Origin of the sequence: Rhodococcus rhodnii NBRC 100604 (assembly GCF_001894925.1) — a bacterium.
GTDB lineage: Bacteria > Actinomycetota > Actinomycetes > Mycobacteriales > Mycobacteriaceae > Rhodococcus_F > Rhodococcus_F rhodnii.
In genome coordinates this window covers 70,029-88,783 of record NZ_BCXD01000005.1, presented here as the reverse complement: position 1 = coordinate 88,783, position 18,755 = coordinate 70,029, and the positions used below count along the sequence as shown (strand labels likewise).

Here is an 18,755-nt window from a genome sequence, read left to right as displayed (position 1 = left end):
GGCTCGTCGATGTCGGTCGTCGGGCCTACGGCCCACGGCCCCCCGCCGGGAAAACCGTGGACATCGGCACCGCGTGTGTACTCGTCGGGCATCGCTCCGCCTCCTCACCTACAGTTCGCGCGCGAATGGACGTATGTCACGACACTTCGAACGAATATTCGAGGAATCCGCGTTCGAAAGAGTGCCCGCTGCAAGCCATCCGAATGGCCGACGGCGTGGGAATGACATACCTGTGATTATGGCACGCACCGGTGTGTCGTGGTGAAGAGTTCGGCGAAATCTCGAATAGGCTTCCGGGTTTCGCCGCAGGCCCGGCGCAGCTCGCGCACAGCTCGAGCACGGGACGTGGCCTCGCGATCGTGCGCAGCTAGGCTGATACGTCGTGAAGGTCACTGTATTGGTCGGCGGTGTCGGCGGCGCGCGATTCCTCGAAGGAGTGCGCAGCCTGCTCGGCCGCGACGACGACGGCGAACACGACATCACGGCGATCGTCAACGTCGGCGACGACGTGTGGATGCACGGCCTGCGCATCACCCCGGATCTCGACACGTGCATGTACACCCTCGGCGGCGGAATCGATCCCGAGCGCGGGTGGGGGCACGCGAACGAGACGTGGAATGCGAAGGAGGAGCTCGCGGCGTACGGCGCGACACCGGACTGGTTCGGCCTCGGCGACCGCGACATCGCGACCCATCTCATCCGGACCCGGATGCTGCGCACCGGGTACAGCCTCTCCGACGTCACCGCGGCACTGTGCGTGCGCTGGCAACCGGGAGTCGCACTGCTGCCCGTCACCGACGATCGCAGCGAAACCCATGTCGTCGTCACCGATCCCGACACCGGCGACCGCAAGGCGATCCACTTCCAGGAGTGGTGGGTCCGCTACCGCGCCCGCATCGAGACGCACGACTTCGTCAACGTCGGCGCCGACGACGCGCGGCCGGCACCGGGCGTCCTCTCGGCGATCGAGGACGCCGACGTCGTCCTGCTCGCGCCGTCGAACCCCGTGGTGAGCATCGGTGCGATCCTCGCGGTCCCCGGCATCCGCGGTGCGCTGCGGACCACGACGGCGAAGGTGATCGGGATCTCCCCCATCGTCGGCGGCGCGGCGCTGCGCGGGATGGCGGACGACTGCCTCTCCGCGATCGGTGTCGAGACGACGGCGGAAGCAGTGGGCAATCACTACGGTTCGCGCTCGGACACCGGAATCCTCGACGGCTGGCTCGTCCACACGGGCGACACCGCCGAGATCCCCGGAGTCACGGTGCGGTCCGTGCCGTTGCTCATGACCGATCCCGAGGCCACCGCCGCGATGGTGCGGGCGGCGCTCGACATCGCGGGCATCGCACCGTGAGCGACGGCGGATCGGCTTCCGACGTCGCCGATCACGCGTCCGGAGCCGCGATCACGATCGTCCCGGTGACGGGCCTGCCGGAGTTCCGTCCCGGCGACAACCTCGCGACGATCCTGCTCGCCGCGCTCCCGCCGCTCGAGAACGGCGACGTCCTCGTCGTGACGAGCAAGGCGTTCTCGAAGACCGAGGGCCGTCTCGTGGCGGCACCGCGCGATCCGGACGAGCGAGATGCGCTGCGCCGCAGGCTCGTCGAGGGCGAGTCGGTGCGCGTGCTCGCCCGCAAGGGGCGCACGCTCATCACAGAGAACCGGCTCGGGATCGTCCAGGCGGCGTCGGGCGTCGACGGCTCGAACGTCGAGTCGGGCGAACTCGCGCTGCTCCCCGAGGATCCCGACGCGAGCGCCGCCCGGCTGCGTGAGGCCGTGCGCGCCGCGACCGGCGTCACCGTCGCCGTCGTCGTCACCGACACGATGGGTCGCGCGTGGCGGACGGGGCAGACCGACGTCGCGATCGGGTCGGCCGGGCTCGCCGTGTTGCACGCCTACGCCGGCGGCCGCGACTCGCAGGGCAACGATCTCGTCGTCACCGAGGTCGCGGTGGCCGACGAGATCGCCGCCGCAGCCGATCTCGCGAAAGGCAAGCTCGGCGGTGTCCCGGTGGCCGTCGTCCGGGGGCTCACGCTGCGCGACGACGGCTCGACGGCGCATGCGCTGGTGCGTCCCGGCGAGGACGATCTGTTCCACCTCGGGACGGAGTTCGCGATCGAGCAGGGCCGGCGCGAGGCCGTGCTGGTGCGTCGCTCGGTCCGCGAATTCGCTTCGGCACCGGTCGATTCGGCGCTGATCACCGACGCCGTCGCCGATGCGCTCACCGCCCCAGCACCACATCACACCCGCCCGGTGCGTTTCGTCCGGCTGCGCGATCGCGGCCGCCGCGTCCGGCTGCTCGACGCGATGAAGCACCGCTGGGAGGCCGACCTCCGCAGCGACGGCCGCGACGCGGACTCGATCGCGGCGCGGGTCGATCGCGGCCGAATCCTCTACGACGCACCGGAAGTCGTGATCCCGTTCATGGTTCCCGACGGCGCGCACAGCTACCCGGACGCTCGTCGCACCGCCGCGGAGGAGACGATGTTCACCGTCGCCGCGGGTGCCGCCGTGCAGGGACTGCTCGTCGCGCTCGCCGCACGCGGGCTCGGGAGCTGCTGGATCGGTTCGACGATCTTCGCCCCGGATGTCGTCCGCGAGCATCTGGATCTGCCGGAGGACTGGAATCCCGTGGGCGCGATCGCGATCGGGTACCCTCCCGACGACCTCACCCCACGCGAGCCCGCCGACACCGCCGGCCGCTACCTGGAGGCGTGATGAGTGCCGAATCGATCCACGCCTCGACCGTCGCCGAACTCGAGGCATGGCAGGCGCCCGATGCCACCGCGGAAGCGTTGCGGCACACGGTGCTCGCCTTCCTCGCCGCTGCCCCGCGCGGCGTGCTGCGCGAGTACGCGCCCGGCCATGTGACGGCGTCGGCGATCGTGGTGGACGCCTCCATGCGCAACGTCCTGCTGACCCTGCATCCGAAGGTGGGCAGATGGATTCAGCTCGGCGGCCACTGCGAGGAGACCGACCTCACGGTGCGTGGCGCCGCACTGCGCGAGGCTCGGGAGGAATCCGGCATCGAGGGGCTGTCGATCTCACCCGGCGTGCTCTCGCTCGACACGCACCCCATCACGTGCTCGCTCGGGCTGCCCACCCGGCATCTCGATCTGCAGTTCCTCGTGACGGCGCCCGACGGCGCCGCCCCGGTCCGCAGCCACGAGTCGGTCGATCTGCGGTGGTGGCCGGTCGACGCGCTTCCCGACGACGCCGAGCACGAGACGATCGAACGACTGCTCGCGCTGGCGGCGCAGCGGGTCAGCCGACGGGTGCGAGGACCGGCCGCTTCGCGGTGACGCCGTCACCCGAGGACGTCCCCCGCACCCGGCGGGAAATCCACGGCAACAAGAACTCTCGTGCCCAGACCAGGTTCTCACGGCGCGCCTCGGACTTCGGCTGCGGCGCGAGCGTTCCGAGGCTCACCGGCTCGAGAGCGTGCTCGACGCCGAGCACGCCGAGGACCCGGGCCGCCATGTTGCGGTGCCCGAGCGACGACATGTGCAGCCGGTCCCAGTCCCACATGCGGTGGTCGTCGTACTCGTCGAAACGCCAGAAGTCGACGAGCGTCGCGCCGTGCCGGTCGGCGACCTCGCGGACGAGTTCGTTGTAGACGGCGTTGCGCCCGCGGAGCTTGCCGAAGACCGGCGACCACCCGGCGTCGTACGCCGTCCACACGAGCACCGTCGCGCCCGTCGCGGTGAGCTGGGCGACGGCGTCGTCGTACCGTCCCACGAGCCGGTCCACGTCGAACTTGGGGCGCATCATGTCGTTGCCGCCCGCGTAGATCGTCACGAGATCGGGTGCCATGTCGAGGGCGGGACCGAGTTGTTCGTCGACGATCGCGTCGAGCAGACGGCCGCGGATCGCGAGGTTCGCGTACCGGAACTCGGGCGTGCGGGAGGCGAGTTGCTCGGCCACGAGGTCCGACCAGCCGCGCAGCCCACCGGGACGCTGCGGGTCGGGGTCGCCGACTCCCTCGGTGAACGAATCCCCCATCGCGACATAGCGCGTGAACTCGGCCATTGCCTCGAACCTCTCAACCCGACCCTCGGTACCGTCGATCCAGCGGGCACGTCCGAAGGTGGCGCGGGAGCGACCGCTCAGACGTCCGTACTGAACCGTACTCCGCCGTCGGGCAGCGCCACACCCGGCCAGACGCGGGCTCCGCGCAACAGTTCGCAGCGGGCTCCGATGTCCGCTCCGTCGCCGATGACGCCGTCGCGAACGAGCGCACGCGGGCCGATCCGGACGCCGAATCCGACGATCGAGCGTTCGACGGTGGCCCCCGCCTCGATCTGCGCGCCGTCGAACACGACGGCGCCGTCGAGCCGTGCACCTGCACCGATCACCGCGCCGCGGCCCACGACGGTGCCGCCGATCAGGAGCGCTCCCCCGCCGATGCCGGCGCTCGGATGCACGAGTGCCTCGCCCCGTTCACCTTCGAGCAACGGCGACGGCGCGATGCCGCGGACGAGGTCGGCGGAACCGCGCACGAAGTCCTCGGGCGTCCCCATGTCGCGCCAGTACGTGTGATCGACGTAACCGAAGACGCGCGAGCCGTCGGTGAGCAGACTCGGGAAGACCTCGCGCTCGACGGACACGGGACGACCGGTCGGGATCTTCTCGAGCGCGGCGCGGGTGAAGACGTAACAGCCGGCGTTGATCTGGTCGGTCGGCGGATCCTGCGTCTTCTCGAGGAACGCCGTGACGCGGCCGTCCGCGTCGGTGGGGACCGAGCCGTAGGCGCGGGGATCGCTCACGCGCACCAGGTGCAGCGTGACGTCGGCCTCCTTCTCGACGTGCGTGTCGAGGATCGCTCCGAGGTCGGCGCCGGTGAGGACGTCACCGTTGAACACCATGACGTGGTCGCCGCGCAGCGCCGACTCGACGTTGCGGATGCCGCCACCCGTGCCGAGCGGCTGGTCCTCGGTGACGTACTCGATGTCCAGGCCGATGCCCGAGCCGTCGCCGAAGTACTCCTCGAAGACCTCGGCCTTGTAGGACGTGCTGAGGATCACGTGCTCGATTCCCGCGGCGCGGATCCGCGCGAGCAGGTGTTCGAGGAACGGATGTCCCGCCGTCGGCAGCATCGGCTTGGGTGCCGACATCGTCAGCGGCCGCAGCCGGGTTCCCTTGCCACCGACCAGCACCACCGCATCGGTGGCCTTCTCGATTCCCACGTGTCAGACCCTCTCGTCTCTGCTCTCGGGACGCTGCTCCGGCTGCCCGGTCCGCGTGTTCGGTACGTCCGCAGCGCGCTCGCGCAGGGCCGCGCGCACGGCGAGCCTCGACCGCACCGCGAGCCCGATCCGCAGCGCCACGCGCAGCGGCACCTGCCACACGTGCGGATGCCGGTCGGCCTGGAAGCGGTACGCGCTGCGGTGGTGCGCGGGCAGCATGATCTCGGGATGACGGCCCGCGGCGTGCCCCTTGGCGTGCGTCACGTGTGCGGACGGCACGTAGACGTTGAGCCATCCGGCCCGGCCGAGGCGATCGCCGAAGTCGACGTCCTCCATGTACATGAAGTAGCGGGAGTCGAACCCGTCGATCGAGTCGAAGGCGTCGCGACGGACGAGCAGGCACGAGCCGGAGAGCCAGCCGACCGGGCGCTCCGAGACCGCGATGTCCTGCTGCCGGTAGCGGCGGGTCCACGGGTTTCCGGGCCAGATCCTGCCCAGCACGGCGTGACCGGCGCCCGACACGATTCCGGGCACCTCGCGCGCCGACGGGTAGACCGAGCCGTCGGGTTCGTTCACGAGCGGGCCGAGCGCCCCCGCGCGCGGCCAGCGCTCGGCAGCGGCGAGGAGTTCGTCGATCGCACCCTCGGACCAGCGGACGTCGGGATTTGCGATGACGACGTAGTCGACGTCGGTCAGCTCGGCGACGGCGCGGTTGACGGCGCCGCCGTAGCCGATGTTGCCGCCCGTGCGCAGCAGTCGCGCGTTCTCGAACGCCGCCTCCGCCGCCTCGGGCGCGCCGTCGGTCGACCCGTTGTCGGCCATCACGACGACGTGCTCGTGGGTCGTCGCCGCGGCGAGCGTCGACAGGAATCGCTCGAGATGCTCGCCAGGCGAGTAGGTCACCGTCACCACGGCCAGCTTCGAACTCACGCGGGCAAGCGTAGCGGGCGGCCGGTGATTCGCCGCATCACCCGTACGGCGCGTGGTGCGCCGCGACGTCAGCCGGCGGCGAGCGCGTCCGCGAGCGCCTCCCGCCAGGGCCGCAGCGGCGTCAGCCCCGCGGCCTCCCAGGCGCGCGGCGAGAGGACCGAGTACGCGGGGCGCGGCGCGGGGCGCACGAACTGCTCGGAGGTGCACGGGTGCACGCGTTCGGGGTCGGCGCCGATGCCCTCGAAGACGGCCCGGGCGAGATCGAACCAGCTCGCGACGCCGGCGTTCGTGGCGTGGAGGATCGGCGCGTCGACCGGCGTCGTCGCGAGTTCGACGAGGCCCGCGGCGAGATCGGGCGCGTACGTCGGCGACCCGACCTGATCGGTGACGACGTCGACGCTCTCGCGGGTGCCCTCGAGCCGGCGCATCGTCGCGACGAAGTCGGTCCCGGTACCCGAGTGGACCCAGGCGGTCCGCACGACGTGCGCGGACGGCAGCGCCCGGTGCACGGCGATCTCGCCGTCGAGCTTGGTGCGACCGTAGACGGTGCGCGGCGCGGTCGGGGCGTCGAGGTCGTACGGCTCGTGCGCGTCGCCCGCGAAGACGTAATCCGTCGAGACGTGGATCAGCCGGACCCCGGCGCGGGCGCACGCCCGTGCGAGCAGACCGGGACCGAGCGCGTTGACCGCATGCGCGCGGCCGGCATCGGTCTCGGCGGCGTCGACGGCGGTGTACGCGGCACAGTTCACGAGGACGTCGCCGGGTTCGCGTGCGCCGACCGCGCGCTCCACGGCGCGCTCGTCGGTGATGTCGAGATCGCTCGACACCGCCGCGACGACGGGGAGTGCGAGCTCTCCGGCACGGGCGACGACGGCGCTGCCGAGCTGACCGGCCGCGCCGGTGACGAGCATGGTGTTCACTCCGCGAGTGTCCCATGTGCGCGCCGCCGTGCCCGTGCGTGAACACTGCCACGCCGGATCGGGGCTACCCCGGCCACGGCGGGCTCGGCAGTAGCCTGGTCTGCGTGTCGAACGAGGTGCGGTCGCCGGCGGACCGGCGTGCGGAGGTCAGACGCGGGCGGCTTCGCCTCGTGGTCGCGCTCGCGTCGATCCTGGTCCTCGTGACGACGGGGCTCGCGTGGCGCAGTATCGATTCGCTCCGCAGCAACCTCGCGACGGCGGGCGGGCTCGGCCTCGGCGGCGGTGCGGACGGCGCCGTCGACATCCTGCTCGTGGGCACCGACAGCCGCACCGACGCGCACGGGAACCCGCTGAGCCAGCAGGAACTGGACACGCTGCGTGCCGGCGAGGAGGCCGCCACCAACACCGACACGATCCTGCTCATCCGCGTCCCCAACGACGGCAGTTCCGCGACGGCGATCTCGATCCCGCGCGACTCGTACGTCGACGTCCCCGGCATCGGCGAGTCGAAGATCAACGCCGCGTACGGAACGACGAAAGCGACCGAACGCGAACGTCTCGTCGAGGAGGGCGAATCCGAGACGGAGGCCGAGCGGGAGTCCTCGCGGGCGGGTCGCGAAGCGCTCGTGGAGACGGTCGCGGACCTGACCGGCATCACCGTCGACCACTACGCCGAGGTGGGGCTGCTCGGATTCGTGCTGCTCACCGACGCCGTCGGCGGCGTCGACGTGTGCCTGAACGAAGCGGTCGACGAACCGCTCTCGGGCGCGAACTTCACCATGGGTGAGCAGACCCTGTCCGGGCCGGACGCCCTGAGCTTCGTGCGGCAGCGGCACGATCTGCCGCGCGGCGATCTCGACCGCATCGTCCGTCAGCAGGTCTTCATGGCCTCGCTCGCGAACCAGGTGCTCAGCGCCAGGACACTGAGCGACCCCGCGAAGCTGAGCCAGCTCACCCGCGCGGTCGAGCGGTCCGTCGTGATCGACGACGACTGGGACATCGTCGATTTCGCGCGGCAACTGCAGAATCTCGCGGGCGGCGACGTCCAGTTCGACACGATCCCCGTCGCGAACCTCAACGGCATGACGGAGTGGGGCGAGTCGATCGTCGTCGTCGATCCGCCCGAGGTCCGGTCGTTCGTGGCCGGGCTCGTCGGCGAGGATGCCGGCGACGAGACGAGCGAGTCCGGTTCGGCCACCACGTCGCCCGCCCCCGACATCGATCCGTCCACGGTCACGGTGGACGTCGCGAACGCGAGCGCCGTCTCCGGGCTCGCGAACGCGGCCTCCGCTGCGCTCGCCGAGATCGGCTACGCGACCGGCGAGGTCGGAAACCACACGGGCACGACTCCGGCCCGCACGACGGTCTTCGCGGCAGATCCGGAGTCCGACGCGGCGCGCGCCGTCGCGGCGTCCGTCGGCGACGTCGACATCGAGGCGGATTCGTCGCTGTCCGACGACGAGGTCCGGGTCGTCCTCGCCTCCGACTACAGCGGGCCGGGCGTCGAAGGAAGCGCCACCACGGCGCAGACACCGACCGGGACGGCTCCGGACGGCGTCACCTCCGCCGACGGCACGATGACCCCGGTGCCGCCCGGCCCGCCGATCACGGCGGGCTCCGACTCGCCCCGGTGCGTCAACTGACGCTCCTGCACCCGATCTCGATCCCGAAGGACGGCACGACGATGCCCGCGACACTCACCGATGCCCTGCTCGATCCCGCGCTGACGCGCGATCCGGCCGGGCCGCGCATCACCTGGTACGACGACGCGACCGGCGAGCGGATCGAGCTGTCCGCGGTCACACTCGCCAACTGGGCGGCCAAGACGGCGAACCTGCTGCGCGACGAGATCGGGATCGCGCCGGGCGACCGCGTCGCCGTCCTCCTGCCTGCGCACTGGCAGACGGCTGCGGTCCTGCTCGGCGTGTGGTGGGCGGGTGCCGAGGCGGTGCTCGACGCCGACGACACCGACGTCGCCGCCGCTCTCGTGACGGCCGACGGGCTCGACTCCGATGCCCCCGAGGTCGTCGCACTGTCGTTGCACGCCTTCGGTCTTCCGGTCCCCGACCTGCCGCTCGGGATCGTCGACTACGCGACGGCGGTGCGGGTGCACGGCGACGCCTTCTCACCGGCGGGCGCAGGCGCGGCACTGTCCGGGATGTCCGTCGCGGAGATCGCCACCGCCGCCGCGGACGCGGCGGAGCGCAGCGGCCTCACCGCGGCCGATCGGGTGCTGTCGTCCCGCACGTGGTCGACGGCGGACGACCTCGTGGAGTCGCTGCTGGCGCCGCTCGTGGCCGGTGCCTCGCTCGTCCAGGTCGCTCACCCCGATCCCGACCGGCAGGAACGCCGGGTCGAGACGGAGAAGGTCACCCGCTCGCTGTCGTGATCTGGCGCGTCGCGGCGTCGCGGCGTCGACGTACCCCGTGCGGGCGCCGGGCCGCTCGCGCTGCCGGGACCACCGCGGCGACGAGACCGCCCGCCACACCGGCGACGACGATGCCCCCGACGGCGAGCCACGGCACCGCGTCCACCGAGACCGGTCCGAGCCCCGTCACCGCAGCGGCGCCCGCGACCCCGTGGACGACGCCGAAGACCGCACCGCACAACGTGGCTGCAGCCGCGACGAGCACCGCCTCGCCGAGTACCGCGCGTCGTAGCTGACGTCGGCCGAGCCCGATGATCCGCAGCAGTGCCGACTCGCCGGCGCGCTCGCGCGTCGTGAGCGCGACGCTGTTCCCGACCCCCGCCACCGCGACGACGAACACCACCGACAGCACGCCCAGCGAGGCGACGAGCGTCGTGCCGATCGCGGTGCCGATCTCGTCGCGCACGGGTAGCGGCCCATCGACTGTGCTCGCGGAGTCGAGCCCGGCCACCGCGGCCGTGACGGCCTCGGCAGCACTCGCCCCCCCGTGCGGATCGGAGAGCCGAATCCAGAAGGCGGACACCTCCTCTCGCGCACCGACTGCCGCAGCCTCCGTGTCGGCGACGACGGGCGGGCTGCCGTCCGGCCCACGCACCGCCACGAGCGCCGCGTCGCCGACCTCGGTCGTCTCCCCCGCCGTCAGGTCCAGCCGCGCGAGATCGTACTGCGACAACACGATCGTTCCCGGCGCGGGCGCGGCGACGGGATGCCTCGCGACGTCGCGCGCGGCGACGGCGTCGACGACGTACCCGGAGATCTCCGGTGTCTCGAAAGCACGGAGCGACGCGACGTCGGACACGCCACCGACCGCGGCGACGACGTCGCGGGCGAGCGGTGGCAGCGGGCTCGGGAAGGTCGCGGTGAGGTCCACCGGGTAGTACTCGTCGAGCAGGTCGTCGGTGTTCTCACGCAGCATCGTCGCACCGACGACCGCCGTACTCGACAGCGCGACGCACACCATGAGAGCGGACGCCGTCATGCGGGTGTGGCCGGACGCGCGCGTCGCGGCGCGGATCGCGAGATCCGCGATCGGGCCCGCGGCCGAGAGCCGCCGTCGCAACGGACGCAGGACGAACGGCAGCAGCGTGGGCGCCGCGAGCATGAGCGCGACGAAGGTCGCGAGGCCGCCGGCACAGGCGATCCGGATGTCGGTGCGGACGACGCCGAGGACGGTGAGGGCGGCTCCGGCGACGGCGAGTGCGACGTGGGCGCGCGAGCGCAGCCGTACCCGGGCCGGAGCGCCGGGCACGAAGCGCGAGGCACCCGTGGCCCGCAGGACCGGACCGGCACTCGCGACCGCGATCACCGCGAACCCCGCGCCGGCTCCCGCGAGTCCCCACAGCGGACGGAACTCGCTGTGCGCGAATGGAACTCCGACGTCGTGCAGGACCCCACCGAGCGCCGTCGTCGCGACGGCCGCCAGCACGATCGCGAGCGCCGAGGACGCCGCTGCCAGCATCGCTCCCGTGACCGCGAGCGCTCCGCGGACCTGCGCTGCCGATGCACCCACCCGGCGTAGCGCCGCGAGTTCGGCGGTGCGCCCCCCGAGCACCACGGCGCACGTGTGATGCACGATCGAGATCGCGACGAGCGCGGCGACCGCCGCGAAACACAGCATCACGAGGACCACGATCGAGATCCACCCGGGCCCGGCCGGTGGCATCTCCGCTCGTGCCTCCTCTCCCGTGACCACGACGTCCACTCCGGGAACGCTCGTGCGGATGCGCTCGACGAGGACGTCCGGAGCCGTCCCCGCGGCAGCGGCGACGCGCCACGTCGCATCCGACGCGAACTGCCGCGTCCACTGCTGTTCGTAACCGAACACGGCGACGGGGCTCGCCCGGAACGCCGTGTCCCCGACGTCGACGAGGCCGACGACCGTCGCACCGACGGGGGCAGCCACGCCGCCGGTGGACGCGATCCGGACGGCGTCGCCGATCGCGACACCCGCATCGTCGGAGACCACGACCTCACCGGGTGTCTCGGCGAATCGTCCCGCCGAGAGCGTCTGCCAGCGCAACGGCCCCGGCGTGGCGAGAGACGCCGCGACCCCGGACCACGTTCCGTGCTCGGCGTCGACGCGCACCGCGACGGTGTCGTCGGACACGACCTGCGCGACGCCGGGTACCTGGCCGAGGACAGCGGGATCCAGCGGTCCCGTCACCAGCACGTCGGTCTCGCGCTGGTGGGCCGTCGCGACGTCGGCCGCGCCCGCGCGCAGGCCGTCCGCGAGCGCGAGCGCGACGACGAGGTGAGCAACCGCGACCGCGACCGCCACCCCCGCGACGAGGAACCGGGCGCCGTCGGCACGAGCGAGCGCCCACGCGAGCGACGTCGTCACCGGTCGCGGTGTGCGCCACGCACTCACCATCGTTCACCGCCGCTGTCCTCGATCGGCCGTCCCGCGAGTTCGCCGAGGCCGGCGGCCACTCGTGCGGGCGTGGGATCGGCGATCTCCCCGGTGATCCGGCCGTCCGAGAGCACGACGACTCGATCGGCGTACGACGCGACCACGGGATCGTGGGTCGTCAGCACGGCCGTGAGGCGATCCTCGCGAACGCTCGCCCGCAGCAGGCCGAGGAACCGCGACGTCGCCATCGAGTCGAGGTGCCGCGTCGGTTCGTCGGCGAACACCACGTCCGGCTGCGACACCAGGGCACGCGCGAGGGCGACGCACTGCTGCTCGTAGGTCGTGAGCTGCTCCGGCGCGTGGCCGAGTCGTTCCGCCAGCCCGAAGCGGGCGACGATCTCGTCGAACCACGGGTCCGCGGGTTCGCGTCCCGCCAGCCGCATCGGCAGCAGGATGTTCTCGCGGGCCGAGAACATCGGGACGAGATTCGCCGATGCGAACACCGTCCCGATGTGATCGCGCCGGAAGACGGTGAGGGCGGAGTCGCGCAACGTCGAGATCCGGGTTCCCGCGATCTCGACGACACCCGAGACGCCCCGGCCCGTATCCGATCCAGCATGCACGCCCGCGAGGCTGTCGACGAGGGTGCTCTTTCCCGAGCCCGACGGACCGAGGATCGCCGTGAGCGCACCCGCGGCGATGTCGAGCCGCGCGATGTCGAGCCGCGCGATGTCGGGCCGCGCGATGTCGGGACCGGACGAGGCCGGCTCACGTCCGCGTGTCCATCGGCGGGGCACGCGCGGGGCGAAGGGCCTCGAGAGCCCTCTCACCCGGACGGCGGGCGCGGCCTCCGGCCCCGTGCCCCCGGAAGTCGTGCCCCCGAAATCCGTGTCCCCGAACGGAACGCCCTCGAACGTCATGCCCCGAGACTAGAAAGAACAGCGAGGTCGGCGCGTCGGAGCACGGAAGGGTCTCTGCGCCGCGCGGCGTCCTACCCGGGGAGGATCAACCGGGGTTCGCGGTACCACCGGCCTCGCCGCCGGCCTCCTCGAGAAGATCGGTGCGCGACACGAGTCCGACGCGGAAGGCGAAGATCACCGCCTGAACCCGATCGCGCGACCCGGTCTTCGCGAGCACTCGTCCCACGTGGGTCTTCACGGTCGTCTCCGAGATCGTGAGGCTCGCCGCGATCTCGGCGTTGCTGAGGCCACGCGCCATCTCGGCGAGCACCTCGATCTCCCGCGCGGTGAGATCGTCCGGAACGGTCGGAGCGGCGCCACCCGGGGCGGAACCACTCGCGAGGTGGGCGCCGACGTGCCGGAGCAGTCTGCGCGTCGAGCGCGGTTCGATGACGGCGTCGCCGCGGTGAACGGTCCGGATCGCCGCGAGCATGTCCTCCGCGGGGACGTCCTTGAGCAGGAAGCCGCTCGCCCCCGCACCGAGCGCAGCGATCACGTACTCGTCGTTGTCGAACGTCGTGAGGACGACGACCTTCGGCGGCGACGGTGCGGCGAGCAGCCGCCGCGTCGCCTCGATGCCGTCCATGCCGGGCATCTGCACATCCATGAGCACGACGTCGGCGCGGCGTTCGGCGAGCACCCGCAGCGCGTCGCGCCCGTTGTCCGCTTCGGCGACGACCGCGAGGTCCGGCTGCGATTCGATGACCATGCGGAAGCCGGCGCGGACCAGCTGCTGATCGTCGACGAGCGCGACCGCGATCGGCGCTCCATCCCCCGGGTTGTCCGTCACCGCTCCGCCCCTCGCTGTTCGTACGGAAGACTCGCCTCGACACGGTAGCCGCCACCGCCGACGGGGCCCGCATGCAGTCGCCCACCGTGCAGCCGCACTCGCTCGCGCATCCCGGCGACCCCCTGGCCGCCCGCCGAGGCCGACACGAGCGCGGCGCCGCCGCGGCCGTCGTCGACGATCACGAGCGCGAGCGCGTCGGCGCCCCACTCGATCCGCACGTGCGCCCGCGCACCGGGCCGGCGTGTTTGAGGACGTTGGTGAGCGACTCCTGGACGACGCGGTAGGCGGTGAGCGCGGTACCGGGCGGGACGTCGCGCGGCGTCCCGAGCGTCTCGACGTCGACCGCGACGCCGCTCGACGTCGTCTCGTCGACCAGTACCGCGATGTCGTCGATGGTCGGCGCAGGCGCGAACGAGCGTTCGTCGCCGTCGCGCATCACCGTGAGCAGTGCTCGCATCTCCGAGAGTGCCTCGCGCCCCGTCGACGCGATCGTGTCGAAGACCGCCGCGGCGTCGGAACCGGCAGGCACCGAGTACCGTCCCCCGTCCGCCTGCGCGATGACGACGGTCAGCGAGTGCGCCACGATGTCGTGCATCTCGCGCGCGATGCGGGCGCGCTCGTCTGCGGCGGCGAGCCGGGCCTCCTGCTCGCGTTCGAGTTCGAGCAGCCGGGCGCGTTCGGCGAGCGCATCGAGTTCCTGCAGCCGTACCCGCCGCACCGCACCGAACGCCCAGATCGCGGCGACGAAGACGGCCGAGAGGACGATGTTGAGGACGAAACCCCATCGCGGCATGCCGTCGTACGCGAGGTAGACGGCACCGGCGATGCCGGAGCCGACGACGCCGAGTACGAGCGCGAGGACGCACGCCCACTGCCGCGCGTACGCCGCCATCGCATAGACGGCGGCCGGCACGGTGAGCACCTCGGCCAGGACGACCGTGTCGACGAACACCAGATGCACGAGCGCGAACACCGCGATCGTGCAGCCGGAGAGTTCGGGACGCGTCCGGCGCCACGCGAGCGGAACGGTCAGTCCGAGTCCGAGGACGCAGACCAGCAGCTGCGTCACGATCGACGCGCCCGACCACTCCGAGACGGTCACGATCCACACCGTCGACAGGACGGCCGCGATCACGGCGACGATCCGGTCCACGGTGCGCGCCCGCGATCCGGAACGTTCCGGCGGCCCCACCCGGCGCAGCACGGTCGGCTCCGCCGTCAGCCGAGCAGACGCTCGCGCAGTGCCGCGTCCTTCTCCAGCACCATCGTCTCGAGCGATGCCTGGAAGGTCTCCATCCGCGACCGCAGCGCGGGATCGGTGGCGGCGAGGATGCGGACCGCGAGCAGGCCCGCGTTGCGCGCTCCGCCGATCGAGACCGTCGCGACGGGGACGCCTGCGGGCATCTGCACGATCGACAGCAGCGAATCCATGCCGTCGAGGTGCTTCAGCGGCACCGGGACACCGATCACGGGGAGCGGCGTCACGGACGCCACCATCCCCGGGAGATGTGCCGCACCGCCCGCGCCCGCGACGACGACCTGCAGGCCGCGGCCCGCCGCGTCGCGCGCGTAGTCGAGCATGCGCTGCGGGGTGCGATGGGCCGAGACGACGCCCACCTCGAACGGGACGTCGAACTCGGCGAGCGCGATCGCGGCCTGCTCCATCGTCGGCCAGTCCGAGTCGCTGCCCATGATCAGCCCGACACGGGGGCCGCCGGTCGTCGTCGCGCTCATCGCTGTGCTCCTGCCTCGTCGGTCGTCCCGGTGTGCGGGTCCCAGCCGTCCGTCCACTCGGCGTGCGAGAGCCAGTGGGCGGCGCGTTCGGCCCGCTCACGCACGTCCGCGACGTACTCGGCGTCGTCGAGCGAGCCGGGTCCGCCCACGATGTTGACGTGCCCGATCTTGCGGGCGGGGCGCTCGCTCTTGTTGTAGAGATGCACCTTCGCGTCGGGCATCCGCGCGAAGAGGTGATGGATCCGCTCGTCCATGCTCATCGCGGGCGACTCGGCGCCACCGAGAACGTTGGCGGTGACGGTGACCGGCGCGATCGGCGAGGTGTCGCCGAGCGGGTAGTCGAGCACCGCCCGCAGATGCTGCTCGAACTGCGACGTGCGCGCGCCGTCCATCGTCCAGTGGCCCGAGTTGTGCGGGCGCATCGCGAGCTCGTTGACCAGCACCCGGCCGTCCTCGGTCTCGAACAGCTCGACGGCCATCGCACCGACGACGCCGAGCTCGCCGGCGAGCCGCAGTGCCAGCGAGGACGCGTGGTCGGCCAGTTCCTGCGACAGGTCCGGTGCGGGTGCGATCGCGACGGCGAGCTGGCCGTCGCGTTGCACCGTCTGGACGACGGGCCACGCCGCGCCCTGCCCGAAGGGCGAGCGCGCGACCATCGCCGAGAGTTCGCGGCGCCACGCGACGCGCTGCTCCACCATGAGGGTCGTGCCCTTGTCGAGTTGCTCGCCGACGATGCGCTCGGCGTCGTCGGCGTCCTCGGGCATCCACACGCCGCGGCCGTCGTAGCCGCCGCGGACCGCCTTGATCACGACGGGCCAGCCGTGCTCGTCGGCGAACGCCTCGACGTCGCCCGCCCACGTGACCTCCGCGAACGGCGGGATCGGGAGGCCGAGCTCGCTCAGCCGACGACGCATCGCGAGCTTGTCCTGCGCGTAGATCAGCGCCTGCGGCGGCGGCTGGACGTTGACGCCCTCCGCGACCAGCGTCTCGAGGTGCTCGGTCGGAACGCCCTCGTGGTCGAAGGTCAGTGCGTGCGACCCGGTCGCGGCGGCCCGCAGATCGTCGAGGGAGTCGTGGCTACCGAGGACGACGTCGGGCGTCACGCGCGCGGCGGGCTCGTCAGCGGACGCCGCGAGTACGCGCAGGCTCTGGCCGAGCGCGATCGCCGCCTGGTGCGTCATCCGCGCGAGCTGGCCGCCGCCGATCATCGTCACGACGGGCTGCCCCGCCGCGAGTTCGCGCGGCGGCTCGGGCCGGGCGGACACGGGCGACTGGTCGGGGGTCACGGTCACGTTCATATGGTGTCACGACGGTCGCCGGCGGTGTCACAGCGGCCGTCGGCCCCGGTCCGGGGCCGGTCCGGGGCCGGCCGGGAGAGAGCGGCACCGTGCCGCGACGACGTGCCGTGCGACACGCGGGGCGCCGATCGAGTCCACCTCATAGCAATCCCTCAGCCATAGTTCGTACACTCGAACGTTGTGTCAGTACTCGAGGGCGTTCACGCCCGGCTTCCGGAGCCCGCACGGGATTTCGTGGCCCGCCATGCCGAATTCGTGAAGTTCGCGATCGTCGGCGGAACGACCTTCGTCATCGATTCCGCGATCTTCTACACCCTCAAGCTGACGATTCTCGACCACAAGCCGGTCACCGCGAAGGTGATCGCGGGCGTCGTCGCGGTGCTCGTGTCGTACGTCCTCAACCGCGAATGGTCGTTCAAACACCGCGGTGGCCGCGATCGCGCGAGTGAGGCGCTGCTGTTCTTCGGGATCAGCGGTGTCGGCGTCGTGCTGAGCTTCGTGCCGCTCTACATCTCCAGTTACGCGTTCAACCTGCGGGTACCGAACGTCAGCCTCACGGTGGAGAACATCGCCGACTTCGTGAGCGCCTACATCATCGGCAACATCCTGCAGATGCTGTTCCGGTACTTCGCGTTCAAGTGGTTCGTCTTCCCCGAGAAGGCACCGATCGTGACGCCGGACGCGGGACACCGGACGGACACGACGCTCGCGGAGGCGGAGATCGCCGGGACGGTCTCGACGGCCGCGCTGACCGAAGAGGTGGTACTGGCCGAAGAGGCGATGCTCGCCGACGAGGCGGGCGAACGACGCGACCGGGATCTGCGGTCCTGACCGGACCGCCCGTCAGCGGGGTTCGCGCACGTCGCGTATCCGGCCCGCGTCGCGTTCGGTCGGCAGGAAGATCGCGAACAGCGCCGGTCGACGTCGTTGCAGTTCGAGCCGTCCCCCGTCCGCTTCGATGAGCGCACGGGCCAGCGCGAGCCCGACCCCCGTCGACCCCGCGCCCGAGAAGCCACGGTCGAAGATGTGAGGCGCCAGATCGTCGCTCACGCCCTCGCCGTCGTCCGCGACCTCGACGGCGACGAGCGGCTCGCCGCGGGTGCCCGCACCACGCCGGGCCACCGAACGGACCGACACCGAGCACGGGCCCGCACCGTGCACGAGGGCGTTGTCGACGAGGACCGCGACGGCCTCGCGCAGTCGCGGCGGCGTCGTGACAGCGAGCAGCTCCGGGTCGCCGCGGAGCTCGAGCCTGCGCCCGGCGTCCTGGAACGGCGCCTGCCAGTCGCCGACGACGCTCTCGAGCGCCGCCACGATCGGTACCGCGCGGTCGGCGCCACCGATCCGGGACGACCGCATGAGATCGTCGATCGCCTCGGTGAGCCGGTCCACCTGCGCCATCGCTTCGTTCGCTTCGAGGACGACGTCGGGATCGGGGTGGACCGAGAGCTCGTCGAGCCGCAGCCGCACCGCGGTGAGCCGGCTGCGCAGCTGGTGCGAGACGTCGCCGACGAGTTCGTATTCGCGCTGCAGCCGGCCCGAGATCTCGACGGTCGCGGAGTCGAGGACGTCCGAGACGCGGTCGAGTTCGGCGATGCCGTGCCGGCGCGTGTCCGGGCGGAAGTCGCCTTCGGCGAGCCGCGCCGCTCTGCGCGCGACGTCGAGCAGCGGGTCCGAGAGCCTGCGCGCGGTGACGACCGCGACCGACGTCCCGGCGCCGAGCGAGGCGAGCACGAGAAGACCGACTGCGCCCACGGCCTGCTGCTGGCGCATCCGCATCTCGTCCGACGGCACCTCGAGCCGCAACGATCCGCTCGTGCCCATCGACAGCGATTCCACGAGCGGCGAGGGCACGACACGCGCGCCGATCTCCGCCGTCGCGGCCGAGTCGACCTGACTCGGATACACCACGACGAGCCTCGCGTCCGCGGGCGTGAGAAGCCGCAACGGGGTCTCGTTCAGTTCCCCGATCACGACGCCCTCGTCGTTCTCCTGCTCGACGATCTCGTCGGCCATGCGCTCGAGGCGGCTCTGCAGATCGCTGCGCGTGATGTCCTCGACCCACAGCCACGCGGTGTACATGAGCGGCACACCGAGCACGAGGCACGTGAGGATGACGACCGCGAGGATCGTCTGGAGCAGACGGCGGCGCACGGGTGA

Annotated in this window: 18 protein-coding genes; 6 read left to right on the top strand and 12 right to left on the bottom strand. The window is 71.9% G+C overall.

Features of this window, described 5'->3' with window-relative positions; translation table 11 throughout:
• The first annotated feature begins 382 nt into the window (after positions 1–382).
• From cofD to RR1_RS04925, 3 genes are read left to right on the top strand one after another with little or no spacing between them, the layout of a single operon-like run.
• Complete coding sequence (gene cofD, locus RR1_RS22800; RefSeq protein WP_010839213.1) at positions 383–1,354, top strand: 2-phospho-L-lactate transferase; 972 nt, start codon at positions 383–385, stop codon at positions 1,352–1,354.
• Positions 1,351–2,718, top strand: a complete 1,368-nt coding sequence (locus RR1_RS04930; protein WP_010839214.1) for a coenzyme F420-0:L-glutamate ligase — start codon at positions 1,351–1,353, stop codon at positions 2,716–2,718. The genes cofD and RR1_RS04930 overlap by 4 nt, the downstream gene beginning before the upstream one ends.
• A complete protein-coding gene (locus tag RR1_RS04925; protein ID WP_040774385.1) occupies positions 2,718–3,302 on the top strand; it encodes an NUDIX hydrolase in 585 nt (194 codons plus the stop codon). The genes RR1_RS04930 and RR1_RS04925 overlap by 1 nt, the downstream gene beginning before the upstream one ends.
• On the opposite strand, the gene RR1_RS04920 is transcribed toward RR1_RS04925, so the two are convergent.
• The 4 genes from RR1_RS04920 to rfbD form a co-directional block, all read right to left on the bottom strand.
• Positions 3,265–4,029 carry an SGNH/GDSL hydrolase family protein gene (locus RR1_RS04920; protein WP_010839216.1) on the bottom strand — a complete coding sequence of 255 codons (765 nt, stop codon included), beginning with the start codon at positions 4,027–4,029 and terminating at the stop codon, positions 3,265–3,267. The two genes, RR1_RS04925 and RR1_RS04920, sit on opposite strands and share 38 nt — an antisense overlap.
• A gap of 77 nt (positions 4,030–4,106) precedes the next feature.
• The gene (gene manB / locus RR1_RS04915) at positions 4,107–5,186 is read right to left on the bottom strand and encodes a mannose-1-phosphate guanylyltransferase (protein WP_010839217.1); all 1,080 of its coding nucleotides are present in this window, start codon (positions 5,184–5,186) and stop codon (positions 4,107–4,109) included.
• A gap of 3 nt (positions 5,187–5,189) precedes the next feature.
• The gene (locus tag RR1_RS04910; RefSeq protein ID WP_010839218.1) at positions 5,190–6,116 is read right to left on the bottom strand and encodes a glycosyltransferase family 2 protein; all 927 of its coding nucleotides are present in this window, start codon (positions 6,114–6,116) and stop codon (positions 5,190–5,192) included.
• Between the two features lie 68 nt (positions 6,117–6,184).
• Positions 6,185–7,036 carry a dTDP-4-dehydrorhamnose reductase gene (gene rfbD / locus RR1_RS04905; RefSeq protein ID WP_010839219.1) on the bottom strand — a complete coding sequence of 284 codons (852 nt, stop codon included), beginning with the start codon at positions 7,034–7,036 and terminating at the stop codon, positions 6,185–6,187.
• Positions 7,037–7,140: 104 nt separating this feature from the next.
• Between rfbD and RR1_RS04900 the strand changes: the two genes are divergently transcribed.
• Positions 7,141–8,679 carry an LCP family protein gene (locus tag RR1_RS04900; protein WP_274518694.1) on the top strand — a complete coding sequence of 513 codons (1,539 nt, stop codon included), beginning with the start codon at positions 7,141–7,143 and terminating at the stop codon, positions 8,677–8,679.
• 41 nt (positions 8,680–8,720) lie between these two features.
• On the top strand, positions 8,721–9,425 hold the full coding sequence (locus RR1_RS04895; RefSeq protein WP_040774391.1) for a TIGR03089 family protein: 705 nt from the start codon (positions 8,721–8,723) through the stop codon (positions 9,423–9,425).
• Here the strand turns inward: RR1_RS04895 and RR1_RS04890 are convergent.
• The 7 genes from RR1_RS04890 to RR1_RS04865 form a co-directional block, all read right to left on the bottom strand.
• Positions 9,406–11,805 carry an FtsX-like permease family protein gene (locus RR1_RS04890; RefSeq protein WP_072713603.1) on the bottom strand — a complete coding sequence of 800 codons (2,400 nt, stop codon included), beginning with the start codon at positions 11,803–11,805 and terminating at the stop codon, positions 9,406–9,408. The genes RR1_RS04895 and RR1_RS04890 overlap by 20 nt on opposite strands.
• Before the next feature lie 23 nt (positions 11,806–11,828).
• Positions 11,829–12,734: an ABC transporter ATP-binding protein gene (locus tag RR1_RS04885; protein ID WP_071990762.1), complete on the bottom strand. Its 906-nt coding sequence runs from the start codon at positions 12,732–12,734 to the stop codon at positions 11,829–11,831.
• Between the two features lie 85 nt (positions 12,735–12,819).
• Positions 12,820–13,563 carry a response regulator gene (locus RR1_RS04880; protein ID WP_010839224.1) on the bottom strand — a complete coding sequence of 248 codons (744 nt, stop codon included), beginning with the start codon at positions 13,561–13,563 and terminating at the stop codon, positions 12,820–12,822.
• A complete protein-coding gene (locus RR1_RS22795) occupies positions 13,560–13,781 on the bottom strand; it encodes an ATP-binding protein (protein WP_238559039.1) in 222 nt (73 codons plus the stop codon). Before RR1_RS22795 ends, RR1_RS04880 begins: the two co-directional genes overlap by 4 nt.
• Positions 13,742–14,767, bottom strand: a complete 1,026-nt coding sequence (locus tag RR1_RS04875) for a sensor histidine kinase (protein ID WP_238559040.1) — start codon at positions 14,765–14,767, stop codon at positions 13,742–13,744. The genes RR1_RS22795 and RR1_RS04875 overlap by 40 nt, the downstream gene beginning before the upstream one ends.
• Before the next feature lie 14 nt (positions 14,768–14,781).
• Positions 14,782–15,297, bottom strand: coding sequence for a 5-(carboxyamino)imidazole ribonucleotide mutase (gene purE, locus RR1_RS04870; protein WP_010839227.1), 516 nt, complete (start codon positions 15,295–15,297; stop codon positions 14,782–14,784).
• Entirely contained in the window at positions 15,294–16,595 is a 1,302-nt protein-coding gene (locus RR1_RS04865) for a 5-(carboxyamino)imidazole ribonucleotide synthase (protein WP_010839228.1), read from the bottom strand. The genes purE and RR1_RS04865 overlap by 4 nt, the downstream gene beginning before the upstream one ends.
• Before the next feature lie 180 nt (positions 16,596–16,775).
• Here RR1_RS04865 and RR1_RS04860 point away from each other — a divergent pair, with 180 nt between their 5' ends.
• The gene (locus RR1_RS04860; protein WP_010839229.1) at positions 16,776–17,426 is read left to right on the top strand and encodes a GtrA family protein; all 651 of its coding nucleotides are present in this window, start codon (positions 16,776–16,778) and stop codon (positions 17,424–17,426) included.
• Between the two features lie 12 nt (positions 17,427–17,438).
• On the opposite strand, the gene RR1_RS04855 is transcribed toward RR1_RS04860, so the two are convergent.
• Complete coding sequence (locus RR1_RS04855; RefSeq protein ID WP_010839230.1) at positions 17,439–18,749, bottom strand: sensor histidine kinase; 1,311 nt, start codon at positions 18,747–18,749, stop codon at positions 17,439–17,441.
• Positions 18,750–18,755 lie beyond the last annotated feature (6 nt).

Coding starts and splice junctions, on each gene's coding strand:
- RR1_RS04865 (WP_010839228.1), bottom strand. CDS start 16,595: ATGAACGTGACCGTGACCCCCGACCAGTCGCCCGTGTCCGCCCGGCCC.
- RR1_RS04925 (WP_040774385.1), top strand. CDS start 2,718: ATGAGTGCCGAATCGATCCACGCCTCGACCGTCGCCGAACTCGAGGCA.
- purE (WP_010839227.1), bottom strand. CDS start 15,297: ATGAGCGCGACGACGACCGGCGGCCCCCGTGTCGGGCTGATCATGGGC.
- RR1_RS04920 (WP_010839216.1), bottom strand. CDS start 4,029: ATGGCCGAGTTCACGCGCTATGTCGCGATGGGGGATTCGTTCACCGAG.
- RR1_RS04885 (WP_071990762.1), bottom strand. CDS start 12,734: ATGACGTTCGAGGGCGTTCCGTTCGGGGACACGGATTTCGGGGGCACG.
- RR1_RS04895 (WP_040774391.1), top strand. CDS start 8,721: ATGCCCGCGACACTCACCGATGCCCTGCTCGATCCCGCGCTGACGCGC.